Genomic DNA, 18,170 nt, shown 5'->3' with positions numbered 1-18,170 from the left:
TGTCCACAGTGATGCTCGCCCGGCTCTTCGCGGCCCTGACGCTGATCGCTCCTGTCGCGCTGCTGATGACCGGCGACGGGGGGCTCTTCCCGCCCGGGGTGTCCTGGACCTGACCGACCCGTGAGGGGCCGCAATGCGTGATCTGTCGTGGCCGGCGAGGGTCTACCTGCTGGCCGTCATCGGCGCGGCGGCGCTGATGCTGTGGCACGGCCTGTCCACCCGCGCGGACCTGCTGGCGCCGGAGCGGATCGGCACGCTGCTCGTGCTCGTCCTGCTGTTCCTCGTGTGCGAGTCGATGCCGACGCTGCTCAACGTGGAGCAGTTCGCGGTTTCGGTCAGCTTCTCGGCCGCGCTGGCCGCCGTGGTGCTGATCGGTCCCGAGGGCACGGCGCTGGTGGGGTTCACGGCGGTGCTGAGCGTGCGGCCCGGACTGCCGCTGGTCAAGAGGTTGTTCAACGGCGCGCAGTTCGCGATCTGCGGCACCGTGGCGGGCTGGGTCTACCTGCACCTCGGCGGCAAGACCGGCGTGCCGGCGGCCAACGCCTTCGACGAGCTGATCGGCCCCTACGCCGCGGCCACCGCCGTCTTCGTGCCGCTGAACATCGTGCTCACGCTCACCATGATCCGCCTGGCGACCGGGTCGGGCACGACGGCGATGCCGATGCGCGGCATGGTCCAGTTCCTGCTGTCCTACCTGGGATACGGCACGTTCGGGCTGCTGGTGGCCGGGCTGTGGGCGACCGTGCAGTCGATCTCGGCGGTGCTGGTGCTGCTGCCGCTGTTCGTCGCGCGCTGGGCGTTCGGCCAGTACCACGCGCAGCAGCGCTCGTACGACGCCACGATCGCGGCCCTGTGCCAGGCCGTCGAGACCAAGGACTACTACACCCGGGGCCACTGCACCCGCGTCTCCAGGGCGTCCACCATGATCGCCGAGGAGATCGGCATGGGCCGGGAGCGGCTGCGGGCCATCGGCTACGCCGGCATGCTGCACGACGTGGGCAAGCTGGGCGTGCCGACCAAGGTGCTGCAGAAGGACGGGCCGCTCACCGAGGAGGAGTTCGCCGCGATCCAGCTCCATCCGATGCGTGGGCTGGAGATCGTGCGCGGCATCGACTTTCTCGACGAGGCGTACGCCGGCATCATGCACCACCACGAGCGCCACGACGGCAGGGGCTACCCGATGGGGCTGGCCGGTGACGAGATCCCGGAGTTCGCCCGGATCATCGCGGTGGCCGACGCGTTCGACTCGATGACCTCCGACCGCTCCTACCGGGGGGCGCGACCGGTGGAGGTGGCCGTGCGGGAGCTGCACAAGGGCGCCGGCACGCAGTTCGACCCGGTGATGGTGACGGCGTTCGTCAAGGCGCTCGAACGCGCGCCGTGGCAGCCGCCCCGGCGCGTCGAGCCGCCGCCGCCCGAGGCCGACGAGACCCCCATCAAGGACCACGACGACCCGACCATGCCGATCGAAGTGGTGAGCGGGCCGTGACACGCGCCTGGCAGGGCCTCGACTCGGGGCAGTTGCTGCTCATCTGCGGCGCCGGCCTGGTCGCGGTGGCCGGGGTGGCGCACACGGCCGCCGGCGGCCTCGACCATCCCGAGATCGCGATCGGATTCGGCGCGCTGATCGCGATCGGTGAGCTGGCCCGGCTCACCATGCCGGGCAACCGGGAGGTCGCGCCCATCGGCGCCGCCGCCGCGCTCGGCTACACGCTGCTGCTCGACCTCAGCAACCAGCGGCTGCACCATTCGGCGCTGCAGGTGGTGGCGGTGATCGCGGTCGGCATGATCGCCGGTGCGCTGCCCCACCTGGCGGTCGGCCGGCCGCCGCGCCTCGACGCGATGGCGCGCCGCCTGCTCACCGGGGCGCTGCTCGCCTTCGCCTTCCGCCCGCTGGCCGGTCCGCTCTACGAGCTCACCCAGGAGCCCACCCGCACCTGGTGGCCGGCGCTCGGTGTGATGGTGGTGCTGACCACGCTCGCGTTACTCATCGACGTGCTCGTGGCGGCGATGCTGCGAGCCGAGCAGGTGCGCACCGCGTTCAGGGTGGCGGTGCGCGACGAGCTCAACATGGCCTTCCCGCTGGGCGCCGCGGTGGCCGCCTCCGGTGTGCTGCTCGCCCTGGCCACGCACAGCATGGACCTGGTGGCGCTGCTCGTCTTCGCCGCGCCGTTGCTGGTCACCCAGGTGGCCTTCCGCAAGTACGCGGGGATCCGCGCCACCTACCTGCAGACCGTACGGGCCCTGTCGCGGGTCACCGAGGTCGGCGGCTACGTCGAGCCCGGCCACTCGCGGCGGGTGAGCCGCCTGGCCGTGGCGGTCGGACGGGAGCTGGGCATGGCCGAGCCCGAGCTGCTGGAGCTGGAGTACGCGGCCCTCATGCACGACATCGGCCAGCTCTCGCTGCGCGATCCCATCCCGGGCGGGGCGACCGTGCTGACCGACCCGCAGCAGGCCCGCCGCATCGCCGAGCTGGGCGCAGAGGTGATCAGGCAGACCGGTGTGCTCGACCGGGTGGCCGACGTGGTGCGCCACCAGTGCGACCCGATCGGCGACGATCCGCCGCTGTCGAGCCGGATCATCAAGGTGGCCAACGCCTACGACGACCTGGTGGGCGGTTCCACCGACCGCGACCGGGCCGGGGCCGCGCTCGAACGCCTGCGTCTGGCCGCCGGCACCGCCTACGACCCGGCCGTCATCGAGGCGGCGGCGCGCGTGGTTGACCGGCTGCACGCCGTCAACCGGCTGTAGGAGGCGGACGGTCCGGCCTGCATCCGGGGGTCGCGGACGCCTCACCCTCGGGGTGTACGGCGATTGTCCGTGAGGCGGACGAGGCGGTGCTGCTCGGCCCCGGCCCGGTCGCGGCCGGTGAGACGCCCGCGGTGGAGTCGCGCCGTCCGGGGGCACGCCATCGAGTTCCGGGTCTACGCCGAGGATCCCGAGCGCTTCCTCCGCGGACCTGGCAGGATCACCACGTGGGTGGAGCCCGACGGTGACGGCATCCGCGTCGACGCTCGGGTGCAGGGCGGTCGCCGTCTTCACCGTCGAGGGGCCGGGGGACAACCTGCCCTTCTGTGCCGAGCTGCTGGACGAGCCGGGGTTCGCCACCGGCCACCACGGCACGGGCGGGTGCGGGCCGATTGCGCCTGACCGGCGCGCGTGGTCCGCTCGCATGGCATTGTTGATGTTCGGAAGAGGGGAGCCGCGGTGGCTGAGGTACGCGCCGAGATGGTGGCGAACGTGTGGAAGGTCGTCGTCCAGGAGGGTGACACCGTCTCCGAAGGCGACACGCTGGTCATCCTCGAGTCGATGAAGATGGAGATCCCGGTGCTCGCCGAGGACGACGGGGTCGTGGCTCAGCTCAAGGTGAGCGAGGGCGACGTGATCCAGGAGGGCGACCTCATCGCGGTCATCGAGTAGGGCATCGCGTGGGGGCCGAGGCGGGTCAGCGACTGGCGCGCTCGACGAATCGGGCCCGGTCGACCACCACCCGCTCGATCGTGCCCCGGCCGACGACCTTGTCGCGGTCGCGGGCCACGAACGCGAAGACGAGCCGCCTGCCGTCGACCTCGGTCAGCTCGGTGGTCACCTCGACGTGGGTGCCGACCGGGCTGGGGGCGAGGTGCTCCAGCTCGACCCGGGTGCCGACCGACGTCTCGCCCGGGCCCAGGTGGGCACGGGTGGCCTCGACGCTGGCCTGCTCGGCGAGCGCGAGCAGCCGGGGTGTGGCGAGCACCGGGACGTCGCCGCTGCCGACCTTCTGGGCCGTGTCGGAGCTCTCCACCATGATGAGCAGCCGTGAGCGGAGACTTGGGGCGAGCGTCATGACCTCAGCCTACTGCGATCACTGTGGCCGGCCGGTGAGCGAGGGCGGACACGCCGCGTGCGTGGCCGCGCGCGAGCCGGAGCCGCCGCGCCACCGCTCGGCTTGCCGTCGCCGGCTCGTCGTGCAGGTGACGCCGACCGGCTGGTCGGCGCACTGCGTGGAGCACGGCATGCTGATCTCGTAAAACCCGGACAACTACCGGCATCTGGCTCCAGGATAGGGTTTGTACGGCTTATGGCATTGATGTGGCGGGTGAGACGAATGAGTCGTACGCGCTCAGGATTTCGTGACCTTGGTGTGACCTCTCCGCGACACGGGTCCGCTTTGTTGGAGAGCCCTGGGGTGCGCGAGGTAGCCGAGGTAGGGGGGTAACGGGGGAGTCATGGTGGCCCAAGGGACGACGCTGGCGGGGCGGTATCGCCTGGATACCCGCATCGGCGCCGGTGGCATGGGCGAGGTGTGGCGGGGCGAGGACATCGTCCTGGCCCGCACCGTCGCCGTCAAGGTGCTGCTCCCGGGCCGGATGGACGACCCGGGGTTCGTCGCGCGTTTCCAGGCCGAGGCCAGGGCGATGGCGACGATCAACCACGCCGGGGTGGTCGACGTCTACGACTACGGCGTGAGCGGCGACACCGTCTACCTGGTGATGAAGTTCGTCGACGGCGAGCCGCTCGACAGGCTGCTGACGCGGCTGGGCCGGATTCCGCCGCGGGCGGCGATGGAGCTCATCGCGCAGGCCGCCGCGGCTTTGCAGGCGGTGCACGAGCAGGGGATCGTGCACCGTGACGTGAAGCCGGGCAACCTGATGGTGCAGCGTGACGGCACGCTGGTGCTGACGGACTTCGGCATCGCCCGGTCCGATCTCGCCAACCGGCTCACCGACGCCGGCATGGTGCTGGGCACCGCCGCCTACTGCGCGCCGGAGCAGGCCGAGGGCGCTCCGGTGACGCCGGCGGTCGACATCTACGCCCTGGGCGTGGTGGCCTACGAGTGCCTGGTGGGGCAGCGGCCGTTCGACGGCGACAGCGCGGTCACCATCGCGCTCAAGCACATCCGCGAGGCCCCGCCGCCTCTGCCCGCCGACATCCCGCCCCCGGTGGGGGCGCTGGTGGAGCAGGCGCTGTCCAAGGACCCGGCGCGGCGCTTCCCGAGCGCCAAGGCGATGAGCGAGACGGCCCGCCGGCTCGCTGCGGGCGAGATACCGCCCGCCACGGGCGCGTCGCCCGCCCTGCCGCCGTCCACGGGCGCCACGATGGCGGCGCCGCAGCAGCCGTACCCACAGGGGCAGCAGCCGGGCGTCCACCAGCAGGGCCCCTACCAGACGGGCGCCCAGCAGTCCTACCAGACCGGCGCCCAGCAGCAGTACCCCCACCAGACGGGAGCGCAGCAGCAGCACCCGCACCAGACGGGAGCGCAGCAGCAGCATGCGCACCAGACGGGCGCCCACCTGGCCGCCTCCCAGGACACCCTGGTCGCCGGGCAGCGGCAGGGCGGCCGGGCCGCGGGCAAGGCGCGCCGCAGGGGCGGCCTGGTCGCCGGCATCGCCGTCGCGGTGGTGCTGGGCGCGGGCGCCGGCGCGGTGGCCGTGTCGGGCATGGACGTGCTGCCGGGGCCGCATCCCACCGTCACCACGTCCAACGCGGCCCTGGAGCCCACACCCGACAAGACGACCAAGCCGGCCAAGCCCAGACCCACGAAGACGCCCACGCCCACACGTGAGCAGATCAGGCCGACGCAGCGGTCGCAGCAGCCTACGGAGGAACCCACCAGGAAGCCGACACCGGACAAGTCGCCGACGCCGACCACCAGCAAGTCGCCGTCCCCGACGCCGTCGGTCACCAAGCAGCCGAAGAAGGCCGTGCCCCACACGCTCGACATGCTCTTCCCGGAGGCCAAGAACGTCATCGAGCAGGCCGGCTTCACGGTCAGGACCGACGACCAGACACGCGGCGCCTACCCGCCGCCGTGCCTGCGCGTCGGCGAGTCGATCCCGGGCGGCGGCGCGATGCTGGAGCTGAAGAAGCCGGTCAAGCTGGTGCTCATCGAAGCCGCGTCGTGCCCGTTGCTCTCGCCGACGCCCACGCCGACCTATACGGCGAACAGGCAGTAGGGAGAGCTCACACGCCTGTCGTGTTGCGGGGGTAGGCGATCTGGGGGTCGGTCGCGATGTTCACCATGTACGGCACGCCCGCGTCGAACGCCCGGCGCAGCGCCGGCCCGATCTCCGACGGGCTGGTGACCAGCTCGCCACCTCCGCCCAGGGCCGTCACCACCTGGTCGTAGCGGCAGTTCGGCTGCAGCTCGGCGGCCACGTCGTAGCCGTACAGCAGCTGCATCGGGTGCTTCTCCAGCCCCCACATGCCGTTGTTGCCGCAGATCATCACCACCGGCAGGTTGTGGCGCACCAGCGTGTCGACGTCCATCAGCGAGAAGCCGGCGGCGCCGTCGCCCAGCAGCAGCACCACCTGGGAGGAGGGCCTGGCCAGCCGCGCCGCGATCGAGTAGCCGAGCCCGGTGCCGAGGCAGCCGTAGGGGCCCGGGTCGAGCCAGTTGCCGGGCCGTTTGGGCTCGACGTACTTGCCGGCGTAGGAGACGAAGTCGCCGCCGTCGCCGATGACCACGGCGTCGTCGTCGAGCACCCGGTTCAGCTCGCCGTAGATCCGCATCGGGTGGATGGGGTCGCTGTCGGCGGCCAGCAGCCCGGCGTCGCCCGCGACGGCCGCGGCGGCCGCCTCCGACAGCCGGGCCAGCCAGGCGGCGTGGCGGTCGGGCTTGACGCCGGCCTCGCCGCAGGCCGTGCCGAGGCTCCAGAACACGACGGACAGGTCGCCGGCGGCCGACGCGGCCGGCTGCATGTGCGTGGCGAGTTGCGACGGCGCGTCGGCGATGTGCACCACCTTGGCCAGCGGGGCACCGTCCTTGCCGCCGAACCAGCCGTAGCCGAGACGGAAGTCGAGCGGCGTGCCGATCACGATGACCAGGTCCGCCTGGCCGAAGGCGAGGCCGCGTGCCCGGGTGACGAGCAGCTCGTGGCCTGCGGGCAGGATGCCACGCCCCTGGCCGTTGAGGATGACGGGCAGCCGCCAGGTCTCGGCGAAGTCGCGGGCCGCCTCCTCGGCGCGGTCCATCCACACGTCGGAGCCGAGGACCAGCACCGGCCGCTCGGCCTCGGCGATCAGCCGGGCGATCGAGACGAGCGCCTCGGGGTCGGGCTCCAGCGGCGACGGCGTCTGCGTCTCGACGTCGTGGACCGGCGAGGGCGCGAACAGGTGGTCCATGGCGATGTCGAGGAACACCGGGCCGCGGTGCGGGGCGAGGGCGGTGCGGAAGGCCATCTCGACGTCCTGGCCCACCGACTCGGCGTCGCTCGCGGTGAACGCCAGCTTGGTGATCGGTCCGAGCAGCGGCGGATGGTCCATCTCCTGAAGCGCGCCGCTGCCCCAGCGCGACTGCGGCGCACGCCCGCCGAGGACCACCACCGGGGAGCCGTTGAAGTGGGCCGTGGCGACGCCGCTGACGCCGTTGGTGATGCCGGGGCCCGCCGTGAGCACCGCCAGGCCCGGTCTTCTCGTCAGCCGCGCGGTCGCCTCGGCGGCGAACACCGCGCTCTGCTCGTGGCGTACGTCGAGGATGCGCATGCCCTCGTGCACGGCCCCGTCGTAGAGCGGGAAGACGTGACCTCCCGACAGGGTGAACATGGTCTCGACGCCATAGGCCTTGGACACGGCGACGGCGGCGTCACCGGCGTGCTTCGCAGACTCCATGCCGGGAACTTACCAACGAGTCACACGAGTAAACAGCGCTTCCACGCTCGTCCTCGGCCCGGTCAGCCGCAGCAGACGCGGACGTGGCCGGCGCCCGTCTCGGCGGTGATCTTCCTGGGGGAGTCGGGGTCGTGCCGAACGCGCACGTCCACGGCGGTCGCGCTGGTCGTCACGTCGTACGAGGTCCGGTCGTCCGGCACGATCACGTTCACCTCGCCGGCGGCGCGGACCTTCGCCCGCACGTCCGTCGGCGGCTGCCGGAAGCCCAGCTCCACGTCGCCGGACCCCACCTCCACGTCGGTGCGCCCGCCGCTCAGCTCCATGCCACGGACGTCGCCGGAGTCGCTCCTGACGTGCACGTCGCCGAGGGTCTCGTTCACCCGTACGTCGCCGGAGACCGAGGTGGCGCGAACCCTGCCCTGGACGCCGCCCACATACAGGGAACCGCTCACGGTCCCGGCCTCGATGGTCGCCTCCGGCGGCACGAACAGCACGTAGTCGACCTCGCAGATGGGGGTGCCGTGTCGCAGGCCGGGGCAGCCGGCGCCGAGCCGCAGGGCTCGGCCGTCCCATTCCTCGGTCACGGTCGGCCTGCGCTCGCTCCAGCGCACCCACCGCTCCACGACGATTTCGCCCGCCTCGCCGGCCTCGATGGCGAGGGCGTGCACGCCCGGTCCGGCCTGCAGGCTCAGCACGGCCTGGTCGACGGCGATGGACCTGCGGGAGGTCTCCGTCGGCGGGTCGGCGTCGGCGAGGCCGTGGTAGAGGCCCACGGTGGTCAGCGTCAGGGCGAGCGCCGTCGCCACCGTCCCCAGGATGAGCCAGAGTCTTCTCACGGCAGGCTCCTGACCTTGAGAAACCGCAGGACGGCCAGCACACGTCGATGATCGCCCTCGGCGGGGGAGAGGTCGAGCTTGGCGAAGATGTTGCCGATGTGCTTGCCCACCGCGCCCTCGCTGAGCACGAGCTCCTGGCCGATGCCCGCGTTGGAGCGGCCCTCTGCCATCAGCTTGAGCACCTCGTGCTCGCGCGGGGTGAGCCGGTCGAGAGGGTCGCTGTGGCCGCGCAGCAGCAACTGGGAGACGACCTCGGGGTCCAGGGCCGTGCCGCCCGCCGCCACCCGGCGCAGCGCGTCGATGAACTCGGCCACGTCGGCCACCCGGTCCTTCAGCAGGTAGCCGACGCCGCCGCCGGTCGCGGAGGCGAGCAACTGGGCCGCGTAGCGCTCCTCCACGTACTGCGACAGCACCAGCACGGCGAGGTCGGGCCGCTGGCGGCGCAGCACCAGTGCCGCCCGCAGGCCCTCGTCGGTGTGGGTGGGCGGCATCCGCACGTCGGTGACCACCAGCTCGGGCCGGTGCTCCTCGGCCGCGCGCAGCAGCCCCTCGGCGTCCGCCACGGCCGCCACCACGTGCAGGCCGGCGGCGTCCAGCAGCCGGATCAGGCCCTCGCGCAGCAGGACCGAGTCCTCGGCGAGCACTACTCGCATGGCAGCTCCACCTCGATCGTCGTCGGGCCGCCGAACGGGCTGCTCAGCCGCAGCGTGCCGTCGACCGCGCCGATCCGCTGGGCGAGGCCGCGCAGCCCGGTGCCGCCCGCGAGGTCGGCGCCGCCGCGGCCGTCGTCGTAGACGGACACGCGCAGCCGGTCGCGCTCGCGCGTCACGCTCACCTCGGCCTTGGTGGCCGCCGCGTGCTTGGCGATGTTGGTCAGGGCTTCGGACACGATGAAGAAGGCCACCGCCTCGATGGTCGGGGAGGGCCGCCGGTCGAGGTCGACGCGGAGCCGTACGGGGATGGGGGCGCGGGCGGCGACGCCGGACAGCGCCGCGTCGAGGCCCTGGTCGTTGAGCACGGCCGGGTGCAGGCCGCGGACGAAGTCGCGGAGCTCCTTGAGCGCCTGCTTGGCATCCTCGTGGGCCTGCACGATCGCGTCCCGGGCGGGCTCGGGCAGGTCGGTGAGGGTGGCGCGGGCCAGCCCGAGGTTCATCGCCAGCGACACCAGCCGCTGCTGGGCGCCGTCGTGCAAATCGCGTTCGATGCGGCGGCGCTCGGCGTCGGCGGCGTCGATCACGCCGGCGCGGCTCTCGGTCAGCGTCTCGATGCGCCGGTCCAGCTCGTCGCGGCTCGGGCCGAGCAGCACGCGGGCGACCGCCAGGTCCAGGTTCGCCGTGGCCCGCGCCAGGATCGGGGCGAGCACCAGCAGCGCCGCGCCGACGGCGACGTACGCGCCGGCCATGACGGGGTTGCGCAGGTCGAGGGGGAACTCCATCGGCGGCGGCTGCAGATGCGGTTGCAGGAACGCGGTCAAACCCACCAGGGCGCCGGACCAGACCAGCGCGACCGGGAGCGCGCACGCCACGCTCACCAGCGGCGAGAGCAGGTGGTAGCCGGCCTGCCGCCAGGTTGCCGCATGGCGCCAGGTGGCGGGCGCCGTCGTCGGTGGGATGCGCGCGCCGAGGAAGGCGGCGAACCGGGACCGTTGGACCCCCGTCAGGACGGGCATGCCACGGCGCAGCAGCGGCGGCGCCACCACCATCACCAGCGTCAGCTCGAACAGCACCGCCGAGACCAGAACCCCGGTCATCACGTGCGCCGTGTCGAGCCAGGCCCGTGCCGACCACGGGCGGGGGACTCTCATGACCACCACGGTAATGACGACGGGGGAGCGCGCGACATGGGTCTGCTGTGCGCGTGCGGGGTGGGGCTAGCCCCACCTTCGCGGCCGGGTGCTACAGGGGCGGCACCGACCAGCCCTTTTCACGGAACAGCGGGGCGTGCTCGGGGTTGACGAACAGCCGGTCCTCCGGGGCGGGGACGCGGAAGTAGCTCTGCGGGTGCAGCAGCTCCCTGGCGTCGTCCGACAGGTCCAGCACGTAGCGGTCGGGGGCCCGGCGCTGCGCCAGGAAGCGCAGCTCGAACGGCAGGACCGCCAGCGGGGCCGCGTGGTCCCACAGGCCCAGCCCGCTCGCCCGGGCCGCGCGGACTGCCTCCCGGGCCCGGCCCAGCGCGCCCGCCTCGCCGACCGCCCGGCCGGCGCCGGGCGGCGGCACCGCGTCGGCCACCCGTCCCTCCTGGCGGACGAACGGGTCGACGTTCGGCCAGATGAAGTACGGGACCACGTGGCCGGCGGCGAGCAGGCGCTCGTTGTAGGGGTCGGGCCGGGGCTTCTCGCGCTGCTCGCGGTTGACGTAGCAGAGCAGCCGGCCGTACCGGTCGAGGACCTCGTGCGCGAAGGCCAGCCGGATCTTGAACGTGGCCTCGGTGTGCCCCTGCTCGGCCAGGTCGCCGGCGATCATGTCCTTGAGCGCCCGGGTGGCGGGGGCCGCGTGGCGGGCGTGGTTGGCGGCCGCCTCCGGCCCCAGCCGGGCCAGCAGGTCGCGGTGCAGGGCGCTGCGCAGCACGAGCGGCGGGAAGCCGGCGGCGAACGGGTCGGTGAGGAACGTCGTCCACGCGGGGTGTTCGATGCGGACGAAGCCGCGGGGGAAGTCGGGAAGGCCGGGGTTGCTGGGCAGCTCGAAGCTGACCTCGGGAGCGTCGACGCCGAGCAGGCGCACGCCGAAGTTGCCGTCGGCGGCGATGTTGATCGTGTCGCCGTCGTGCACGATTTTGTCCACCGGCTGGGCCACGCCGTTGCGGCGGGCCAGCAGGCCATGGCCGACCGTGATGCCGGGGACGGGTTGTTCGATCGCCTTTGCCATGCCTGCATCATCACCCCGTATTCGCCCCACGTCCCGACCATCCGAACCAAATGGCGGTATGCGGCATCTCATCTGTTGTCGTTCACACGGGGAGGTTCTGGTGTTGCAGATGGGGATGGCCGCACTGGCCGCCGCGGCGGTCGTGGCCGGCCCGGGCGGGCTGCCGAAGGGCACGCTGTTCATGGAGTCGCATCCGCCGGCGAAGGCGTGGGAGAGCTACCACACGTCCGACTCCCTCGGGAGCCCGTTGCGGGTCAACCCGTGCACGCGGCCGAAGGCGTGGGACACGGGGAGGGTGGCGGCCAGGACGATGGTCCACACGTCGGAGAACGAGCTGCGCGACGAGCAGCTCGTGCTCTACAAGGACGTCGCGCACGCCAGGAAGGCCGTGCGCGGGCTGCGGGCCGAGCTGGCGCGCTGCGCGGACGCGGGCAGGGGTTACCACCGCTCGCGCTTCTTCACCAAGCCGCTCGCCGTGGGGGACGAGGCGCTGCGGGTGGGGGCGCTGCACTTCGAGGACGCCACCAGGTCGGTCGTCGTACGGCGGGGTGCCGCGGTCTACGTCGTCGGGGAGTCGGGGCGGGTGTCCAGGAGCCTGCCCATGTCGTACTTCCGTGGACTGGTCAGGCAGGCGGAGAGGATGACCGCCAAGGTGTGCGGGCTGCCGCGAGCGGCCTGCTGAGCCGGGCCTGACCGGCGCGCCCGGCCGGGGGGAGGGGCGCGTCTCGGGGGACGGGCGCCCTTGGGGAGGGGCTCGTGCCGGGGGATCGGGTCTGCCCGCGGGGGCGGGCACGTCCACGTGAGGGGCGCGCGGCTGTGCGCGGGGGCCGCAGCCGCGCGCCCGCGCGGGTCAGAGGGTCCGGGAGAGCGCCTTGATCGGCCTCTTCAGCTCGTCCGGCAGCTCCAGGTCACGCTCGGGTGAGCGGCCCAGCGTCGTCAGGTAGGTGCCGACGATGATCGCGTTGATGCCGCCCAGCGCACCTCGTGGGCGAGGGCGAGCAGCTCGCCCAGACTGACGTCCGGCAGGCGCAGGCATCGCAGCGCCTGCTCCCTGTCCAACCCCATGCCTTCGCCGAGCGCCTGCGCACGGGCGATCTCCAGGATGTCGGTCACGCCGACAGCCTGAAGCTCCGCCTGAACGTGGCAAGGTCCAAGCAACCGCCGAGCGCGGCCCCCAGCCCCCGCCGGGCCGCGTCGGCGAACTCCTCGGCGCCGAGCGCCCCCGCGCCCTCCGGCAGGACCCCCGCCAGGGGGCGCGCCGCCAGCATCTCCAGGTCGGCCACGTTGCTCCGCTCGGCCTCGCCCGGCTTCCCGGGCCACGACCCGATCACCAGGCCCGCAGGGGACAGCCCGCGGTGGGCCATCGCCTCCAGCGTGAGCGCGGTGTGGTTGAGCGTGCCCAGCCCGGCCCGGACGACGACGAGGACCGGCGCGCCGAGCGTCCGCGCCAGGTCGGCCAGTGTGCCGCCGTCCTCGTCGAAGCGCACCAGCAGCCCGCCCGAGCCCTCCACCAGCACGAGCCGGTGGGTCTCGGCCAGCTCGCCGATCCGCTCGGCGGCCGCGGGCAGCGACACGGGCGGCAGCCCGGCCGCCCGCGCGGCGGCGGCCGGGGAGAGGGGCGCGGGGTAGCGCGCCAGCTCGAACGTCGTCGTCACCCCGGCCAGGCGGATGACCTCGTCCAGGTCTCCGGCCTCGCCGGGGGTCACCCCGGTCTGGGCGGGCTTCACCACGGCCACGCTCGAACCGGGCCTCCTGGCCAGCGCCGCCACGGCGGCGGTCACGATGGTCTTGCCGACCCCGGTGTCGGTGCCGGTGACGATGAGGACGCTCACCCGCCCAGCCTAGGCGGCCCGGCCCGGGTCCCCCTGGAGGGCTCCTGCGGCCCGCGGGACGCCGTGACGGCGGGCCCGACGTCATCCGGTCAGCGGGCGTCCTCCTGGAGGCCCTCAGCCCCGTGCGGCGGGTGGCGGTGCCGCCGGCCGTGCCGTGACGGGAGGAGACGGGTCACGGACGGCGCAGACGCGTGACGAACTTGTAGCGGTCGCCGCGGTAGAGGGACTGGGCCCACTCGACCGGGTTGCCGTCGGCGTCGAAGGCATGGCGGGTGAGCAGCAGCATCGGCAGGCCGACGTCCACGCCGAGGGCCTTGGCGTCGTACGGGGTCGCCAGCACCGTCTCGATGATCTCCTCGGCGTCCGTGAGCCGCACGTTGTAGGCGTTGTGCAGCGTCTCGTACAGCGACGAGTGCACCTCCAGCTCGCGGCGCAGCCGGGGGAAGCGGCGGGCCGACAGGTGGGTGGTGTCGATCGAGACCGGCTCGCCGTTGGCCAGCCTGAGCCGGTGGATGCGCAGCACGCGGCCGCCCGGGTTGATGGCCAGGCGGCGGGCCAGCGCCTCGTCCGCCGTGATGTAGCCGATCTCCAGGATCTTGGTGTCGGGCTCCAGGCCGGCGGTGCGCAGGTCGCCGATGTAGGAGGTGAGCTGCAGCACCTGCGCGACCTTCGGCTGGGCGACGAACGTGCCCTTGCCCTGGATGCGCAGCAGCCGCCCCTCCACGACCAGCTCGGTGAGGGCCTGGCGGACGGTGGTGCGGGAGGTCTCGAACCGTACGGCCAGCGCCCGCTCGGGAGGCAGCGCGCTGCCGGCGGGCAGGCTCTTCGTGAGCTCCAGCAGGCTCCGCTTCACGTCGTAGTACTTCGGTACGCGAGGGCCGTCGTCGGTCACGCTCTCACCTTCACTTCTGCCACGGCGGTGAGGGCGTGTCTGATCACCGCGAGATCATCGGAACTCAGATTGGCCCGAGCGGTCAACCGCAGGCAAGACCGGCCTTCCGGCGCCGAGGGCGGGCGGAAGCAACCCACGCGTACCCCCAGCTCCGCACAGGTGGCGGCGGCGGCCAGCGCGGTCTCGGGCGGGCCGAGCACCACGGGCACGACCGCGCCCGCCGGCTCGCTCGTCTCCAGGCCGAGCTCGCGGACCATGGCGGCCAGCTCGCCCGCCCTCAGACGCGCGCGTCCAGGCAGCTCAGGCTGATGCTGAAGGATATCCGCAGCGGCCGATGCGGCGGCAACCGAGGCGGGTGCCAGACCGGTGTCGAAGATGAACGACCTGCCCGTGTCGATCAACGTGTCGATCACCTCCGGCTCGCCGAGCACGGCCCCGCCCTGCGATCCCAGGGATGTGGACAGTGTGACGGTTCTCACAATGTGAGATGCCCCGAAAAGTCCGGATGAGTGCACCAGGCCGCGTCCATCTTCGCCGACGACGCCGAGGGAGTGGGCCTCGGCCACCACGAGCAGGGCGCCGTGCCGCCCGACGGCCTCCGCCGGCTCGGCCACCGGCGCGAGGTCGCCGTCGGGGGTGCGCGGCCGGAGCACGCGCCGCAGCCCCGCGGCCTGCCGGTCCGCGGTGGCCTCGCGAAGCCCTGCCAGGGGATCCATGTGCGCATTCAATCAGGGGGCCGGTTTGGTCGTTGAGGGGAGAACCACGCATGATGCACTCGTGCCCACACTCAGCGACCTCGTCGTCCGCCACACCTCACTCGACGCGGCGGACCTCGAATGGCTGCACTCGCTGGTCTCCGACTGGCAGCTGCTCGCCGACCTGTCGTTCGCCGACCTCGTCCTGTGGGCGCCGTTGCTGCCTTCGTCGAAGGAGCCCGCGGGCGGTTGCGACATGGAGCACGGCGACGGGTGGATCGCGATCGCGCAGATGCGGCCCACCACCGGCCCCACCGTCTACCACGACGACGTCGTCGGCACGGTCGTCGCCCGGGGCGAGCGCCAGCTCATCGACACCGCCTGGAACGAGCGGCGCATCTGCCGCGAGGGCGACCCCGACTGGTCCACGGGCGTGCCCGTGCGCGAGGAGACCATCCCGGTACGGCGGGCCCTGCCGGGCGGCGAGGGCCGCTTCCTCGCGGTCATCCAGCGCTCCACCAACCTGTCGTCCGCCCGCACCCCGTCCCGCCTGGAGCTGACCTACCTGCAGAGCGCCTCCGACCTGGCGCAGATGGTCGCCGAGGGCCGCTTCCCGTTCTCCGGCGAGGAACCGATCCTCGTCCGCTCGCCGCGCGTCGGCGACGGCCTGCTGCGGCTCGACCGGGCCGGCCGGGTGACGTACGCCTCGCCGAACGCCCTGTCGGCCTACCGGCGCCTGGGGCTGCACGCCGACCTGGTGGGCGCCGAGCTGGGCCGCGTCACGGCGCAGCTCTGCTATTCGGACGAGCCCATCAACGAGGACCTCATGATCGTGGCCAGCGGGCGCGCGGCCAAGGAGACCGAGGTCGAGTCCGGCGGCACGATCGTCCAGCTCCGGGCCATCCCGCTGATCGTCGGCGGCGGGCGCATCGGCGCGCTGGTGCTCATCCGTGACGTGACCGAGCTGCGACGGCGCGAACGCGAGCTGATGACCAAGGACGCGACGATCCGCGAGATCCACCACCGCGTCAAGAACAACCTGCAGACCGTGGCCGCCCTGCTCAGGCTCCAGGCGCGGCGGCTGCGCGTCCCCGAGGGGCGCGAGGCGCTGGAGGAGGCCGTCCGGCGGGTCGGCTCCATCGCGATCGTGCACGAGACGCTGTCCCACGCGCCGGAGGAGTTCGTCGACTTCGACGACATCGCCGACCGGGTGATCGCGATGGCCGGTGAGGTGTCGTCGGCCGAGGCGGCGGTGACGCCGCGCCGGGTGGGCGCGTTCGGGGTGCTGCCGTCGCTGATCGCCACGCCGCTGGCGATGGCCCTCACCGAACTGCTGCAGAACGCGCTGCAGCACGGGCATCCGAAGCGGCTGCAGGTGGTGGTCCAGCCGGAGGCCGACCGGCTCAACGTGGTCGTCTGGGACGACGGCCAGGGCGTGCCGGACGACTTCGACCTCGACAGCACGACGAGCCTGGGCCTGCAGATCGTGCGCACGCTGGTGGTGGGGGAGCTGTCGGGCAAGCTCGCGATCGAGCGGCGCGAGGGCGGCGGCACGGAGGTCACGCTGTCGATCCCGCTGCCCGCCTCGTGAGGCCCGCCCGGCCTCGCGCGCCGGGGCGGTTCCGGGTCGCCCGAGAGGGCTGGACGCCGCGTCCGGGCGCCGGACGCGGCGCGGGCCTGGTCGTTGCTGGATCTTCAGGTGTGGCCGACTGGATCAGCGGGTGGCTCGGGCCGGGACGGGCCAGGCGCCGGGCAGGTCTGGCCGGTGGAGGCCGGACCGTGGGTCAGGCGATGGGGTCAGGTGATGAGGTCAAGCAGTGGGGTCAAGCAGTGGGGTCAGGCGGTGCGGGTCAGGCGGAGGCGCGGGCGCGGGCACGGGCCGTGCGGCGCTTGAGCGCGCGGCGCTCGTCCTCGCTCAGGCCGCCCCAGACGCCGGCGTCCTGGCCGGACTCGAGGGCCCACTTCAGGCAGGCGTCGACGGCCGGGCACGACCGGCAGACCTGCTTGGCCTCCTCGATCTGCATGAGTGCGGGGCCGGTGTTGCCGATCGGGAAGAACAGCTCGGGGTCCACGTCACGGCAGGCGGCTACATGGCGCCAGTCCATGCGTCACTCCTTAGTAGATGGAGCCTGTGTGCTCCGTGCGGCCACTACTTTGTGAAGAGTTTCACTAACGCGGGCGAACAGGGACCCGATCCCTTGAGTTGGACCGGGCTTGTTCCCCCGACGGGCGGAACGACCTCGGGGTTCGGGTCAAACGTCCTACGTTCCGACGTCAGTGTTGAGCCTTTCAGCCACGCTGAGTGCACGCAAGGGGTCGGGCCGAAGTTTTGGCCGTAATGGATGTCGTATGCGTCACACAATGACCGAATGTAACGAGCTAGACCAGCACTTGTAACGCATCCGGGGTAGACCGGAACGTTACGGACTCCCGCTCTCCCAGGTAGTCGCCGTCCAGCTCGAAGGCCACCGGGCGGCTCGCGGTGAGGGTGAACTCCTGCTCGTCGTGGAGCTGCACCAGGTGCCTGCCCGAGGGCAGCGCGTCACTCTCGGTGAGGATCTGCCGGATCACCGGCAGCAGCGCCAGCGGTCCCAGCCGCTGGAGCCCGAGCAGGTCGAGCCCGGTCTCGAAGCTCGCCCACGGAGTCGGCCGGACCGGCCGGGGGCCCAGGTACGTCCACGGCGAGGTGTTGGAGACGATCGCCATGAAGACGCCCTCGGCCTTGGGGATGCCGGGGCCGGTCAGCGTCATGGCGGGGTGCCGCTTGTCGGTCAGCAGGTAGTGGCGCAGCGCGGTGTTGACGTAGCGGGAGGGTGTCGCCTTGCGTCCCGCGCCGCGGAGCCCCTCGACCGCGCGGATCACCTCGGCGTCGTACCCCATCCCCGCACAGAAGGTGAAATATCGGCTTTCGCCGTTCCAGAGGGCCTGGCCCAGGCCCACGGTCCTGTGGCGCCCCTCCCGCAGCGCCTCAAGCACCGCTCCGGTGGCCTCCACCGGATCGTTGGGCAGGCCGAGGCCGCGGGCGAACACGTTCGCGCTGCCGCCCGGGATGACGATCAGGGAGGGCCGCCCGGCGGCCGCCGTGGGCGCGGGGACCTGGCCGGCCGCCGCGGGGGCGGGTGCCGCGGGCCGGGAGGGGCGGCCGTTGACGGGGTTGAGCAGGCCGTTCACCGTCTCGTTGATCGTCCCGTCGCCGCCCAGCACGGCCACCACGTCGTAACCCTTGGCCCGCGCGGTGGCGGCCAGCGTGGCCGCGTGGCCCCGGTAGCCGGTCTCCTCGACGGTCAGGTCCACGGCCGCGCCGAGCGCGCGGATCAGCACGTCCCGGGTACGGGAGTTCGTGGTCGTCGCCTTGGGGTTGACCAGCAGCATTGCGCGCATGGGGCCAGCGTAGCCGCGATCGTTGTCTATCTTGTCGCCAGATTTCCGATTTTGCGGACCCGGGGTGATGTCAGGCGGGC

20 protein-coding genes are annotated in these 18,170 nt (G+C 72.7%); 8 read left to right on the top strand and 12 right to left on the bottom strand.

Going from position 1 to position 18,170, the window contains the following annotated elements; genetic code table 11:
* Positions 1-133: 133 nt before the first annotated feature.
* The 4 genes from FHU36_RS40960 (at position 134) to FHU36_RS40945 (ending at position 3,420) form a co-directional block, all read left to right on the top strand.
* A complete protein-coding gene (locus FHU36_RS40960) occupies positions 134-1,489 on the top strand; it encodes an HD-GYP domain-containing protein (protein ID WP_185089471.1) in 1,356 nt (451 codons plus the stop codon).
* The gene (locus FHU36_RS40955) at positions 1,486-2,751 is read left to right on the top strand and encodes an HD-GYP domain-containing protein (protein ID WP_185089470.1); all 1,266 of its coding nucleotides are present in this window, start codon (positions 1,486-1,488) and stop codon (positions 2,749-2,751) included. The genes FHU36_RS40960 and FHU36_RS40955 overlap by 4 nt, the downstream gene beginning before the upstream one ends.
* Before the next feature lie 69 nt (positions 2,752-2,820).
* Positions 2,821-3,150, top strand: coding sequence for a hypothetical protein (locus FHU36_RS40950; RefSeq protein ID WP_312892187.1), 330 nt, complete (start codon positions 2,821-2,823; stop codon positions 3,148-3,150).
* 57 nt (positions 3,151-3,207) lie between these two features.
* Positions 3,208-3,420: a biotin/lipoyl-binding carrier protein gene (locus tag FHU36_RS40945; RefSeq protein WP_185089469.1), complete on the top strand. Its 213-nt coding sequence runs from the start codon at positions 3,208-3,210 to the stop codon at positions 3,418-3,420.
* 25 nt (positions 3,421-3,445) lie between these two features.
* Here the strand turns inward: FHU36_RS40945 and FHU36_RS40940 are convergent, their stop codons facing one another.
* On the bottom strand, positions 3,446-3,826 hold the full coding sequence (locus tag FHU36_RS40940; protein ID WP_185089468.1) for a thioesterase family protein: 381 nt from the start codon (positions 3,824-3,826) through the stop codon (positions 3,446-3,448).
* Here FHU36_RS40940 and bsaP point away from each other — a divergent pair.
* Positions 3,786-4,010 (top strand): biotin synthase auxiliary protein BsaP, encoded by a 225-nt coding sequence (bsaP, locus tag FHU36_RS40935; RefSeq protein WP_446685852.1) that lies wholly within the window; start codon positions 3,786-3,788, stop codon positions 4,008-4,010. The two genes, FHU36_RS40940 and bsaP, sit on opposite strands and share 41 nt — an antisense overlap.
* A 198-nt stretch (positions 4,011-4,208) precedes the next feature.
* Positions 4,209-5,936, top strand: coding sequence for a serine/threonine-protein kinase (locus FHU36_RS40930; RefSeq protein WP_185089466.1), 1,728 nt, complete (start codon positions 4,209-4,211; stop codon positions 5,934-5,936).
* Between the two features lie 7 nt (positions 5,937-5,943).
* Here FHU36_RS40930 and FHU36_RS40925 read toward each other — a convergent pair whose 3' ends face one another.
* The 5 genes from FHU36_RS40925 to FHU36_RS40905 form a co-directional block, all read right to left on the bottom strand.
* Complete coding sequence (locus FHU36_RS40925; RefSeq protein ID WP_185089465.1) at positions 5,944-7,590, bottom strand: acetolactate synthase; 1,647 nt, start codon at positions 7,588-7,590, stop codon at positions 5,944-5,946.
* Positions 7,591-7,652: 62 nt separating this feature from the next.
* Positions 7,653-8,426, bottom strand: coding sequence for a DUF4097 family beta strand repeat-containing protein (locus FHU36_RS46670; protein WP_185089464.1), 774 nt, complete (start codon positions 8,424-8,426; stop codon positions 7,653-7,655).
* Entirely contained in the window at positions 8,423-9,079 is a 657-nt protein-coding gene (locus tag FHU36_RS40915) for a response regulator (protein ID WP_185089463.1), read from the bottom strand. The genes FHU36_RS46670 and FHU36_RS40915 overlap by 4 nt, the downstream gene beginning before the upstream one ends.
* A complete protein-coding gene (locus FHU36_RS40910) occupies positions 9,070-10,230 on the bottom strand; it encodes a sensor histidine kinase (RefSeq protein ID WP_185089462.1) in 1,161 nt (386 codons plus the stop codon). Before FHU36_RS40910 ends, FHU36_RS40915 begins: the two co-directional genes overlap by 10 nt.
* Before the next feature lie 91 nt (positions 10,231-10,321).
* Positions 10,322-11,290: a hypothetical protein gene (locus FHU36_RS40905; protein WP_185089461.1), complete on the bottom strand. Its 969-nt coding sequence runs from the start codon at positions 11,288-11,290 to the stop codon at positions 10,322-10,324.
* Between the two features lie 100 nt (positions 11,291-11,390).
* Here FHU36_RS40905 and FHU36_RS40900 point away from each other — a divergent pair, with 100 nt between their 5' ends.
* A complete protein-coding gene (locus FHU36_RS40900; RefSeq protein WP_185089460.1) occupies positions 11,391-11,972 on the top strand; it encodes a hypothetical protein in 582 nt (193 codons plus the stop codon).
* 254 nt (positions 11,973-12,226) lie between these two features.
* On the opposite strand, the gene FHU36_RS40895 is transcribed toward FHU36_RS40900, so the two are convergent.
* From FHU36_RS40895 to FHU36_RS40880, 4 genes are all read right to left on the bottom strand, one after another.
* Positions 12,227-12,403, bottom strand: a complete 177-nt coding sequence (locus FHU36_RS40895) for a hypothetical protein (RefSeq protein ID WP_185089459.1) — start codon at positions 12,401-12,403, stop codon at positions 12,227-12,229.
* A complete protein-coding gene (gene bioD / locus FHU36_RS40890; protein ID WP_185089458.1) occupies positions 12,400-13,122 on the bottom strand; it encodes a dethiobiotin synthase in 723 nt (240 codons plus the stop codon). The genes FHU36_RS40895 and bioD overlap by 4 nt, the downstream gene beginning before the upstream one ends.
* Positions 13,123-13,294: 172 nt before the next feature.
* A complete protein-coding gene (locus tag FHU36_RS40885; RefSeq protein ID WP_185089457.1) occupies positions 13,295-14,014 on the bottom strand; it encodes a GntR family transcriptional regulator in 720 nt (239 codons plus the stop codon).
* On the bottom strand, positions 14,011-14,730 hold the full coding sequence (locus tag FHU36_RS40880; RefSeq protein ID WP_185089456.1) for an aminotransferase class I/II-fold pyridoxal phosphate-dependent enzyme: 720 nt from the start codon (positions 14,728-14,730) through the stop codon (positions 14,011-14,013). The genes FHU36_RS40885 and FHU36_RS40880 overlap by 4 nt, the downstream gene beginning before the upstream one ends.
* A gap of 61 nt (positions 14,731-14,791) precedes the next feature.
* On the opposite strand from FHU36_RS40880, the gene FHU36_RS40875 reads away from it, so the two are divergent.
* Positions 14,792-16,300, top strand: coding sequence for a GAF domain-containing sensor histidine kinase (locus tag FHU36_RS40875; RefSeq protein ID WP_185089455.1), 1,509 nt, complete (start codon positions 14,792-14,794; stop codon positions 16,298-16,300).
* 259 nt (positions 16,301-16,559) lie between these two features.
* Here the strand turns inward: FHU36_RS40875 and FHU36_RS40870 are convergent, their stop codons facing one another.
* Entirely contained in the window at positions 16,560-16,814 is a 255-nt protein-coding gene (locus FHU36_RS40870) for a WhiB family transcriptional regulator (protein ID WP_101787762.1), read from the bottom strand.
* Between the two features lie 274 nt (positions 16,815-17,088).
* Entirely contained in the window at positions 17,089-18,090 is a 1,002-nt protein-coding gene (locus FHU36_RS40865; RefSeq protein ID WP_185089454.1) for a diacylglycerol/lipid kinase family protein, read from the bottom strand.
* Positions 18,091-18,170 lie beyond the last annotated feature (80 nt).

The organism is Nonomuraea muscovyensis, from assembly GCF_014207745.1.
GTDB classification, from domain to species: Bacteria; Actinomycetota; Actinomycetes; order Streptosporangiales; family Streptosporangiaceae; genus Nonomuraea; species Nonomuraea muscovyensis.
This window is presented reverse-complemented; position numbering and strand designations above follow the sequence as displayed.

Coding starts and splice junctions, on each gene's coding strand:
- FHU36_RS40960 (WP_185089471.1), top strand. CDS start 134: ATGCGTGATCTGTCGTGGCCGGCGAGGGTCTACCTGCTGGCCGTCATC.
- bsaP (WP_446685852.1), top strand. CDS start 3,786: ATGATGAGCAGCCGTGAGCGGAGACTTGGGGCGAGCGTCATGACCTCA.
- FHU36_RS40940 (WP_185089468.1), bottom strand. CDS start 3,826: ATGACGCTCGCCCCAAGTCTCCGCTCACGGCTGCTCATCATGGTGGAG.
- FHU36_RS40930 (WP_185089466.1), top strand. CDS start 4,209: ATGGTGGCCCAAGGGACGACGCTGGCGGGGCGGTATCGCCTGGATACC.
- FHU36_RS40925 (WP_185089465.1), bottom strand. CDS start 7,590: ATGGAGTCTGCGAAGCACGCCGGTGACGCCGCCGTCGCCGTGTCCAAG.
- FHU36_RS40915 (WP_185089463.1), bottom strand. CDS start 9,079: ATGCGAGTAGTGCTCGCCGAGGACTCGGTCCTGCTGCGCGAGGGCCTG.
- FHU36_RS40910 (WP_185089462.1), bottom strand. CDS start 10,230: ATGAGAGTCCCCCGCCCGTGGTCGGCACGGGCCTGGCTCGACACGGCG.
- FHU36_RS40905 (WP_185089461.1), bottom strand. CDS start 11,290: ATGGCAAAGGCGATCGAACAACCCGTCCCCGGCATCACGGTCGGCCAT.
- FHU36_RS40880 (WP_185089456.1), bottom strand. CDS start 14,730: ATGGATCCCCTGGCAGGGCTTCGCGAGGCCACCGCGGACCGGCAGGCC.
- FHU36_RS40870 (WP_101787762.1), bottom strand. CDS start 16,814: ATGGACTGGCGCCATGTAGCCGCCTGCCGTGACGTGGACCCCGAGCTG.
- FHU36_RS40865 (WP_185089454.1), bottom strand. CDS start 18,090: ATGCGCGCAATGCTGCTGGTCAACCCCAAGGCGACGACCACGAACTCC.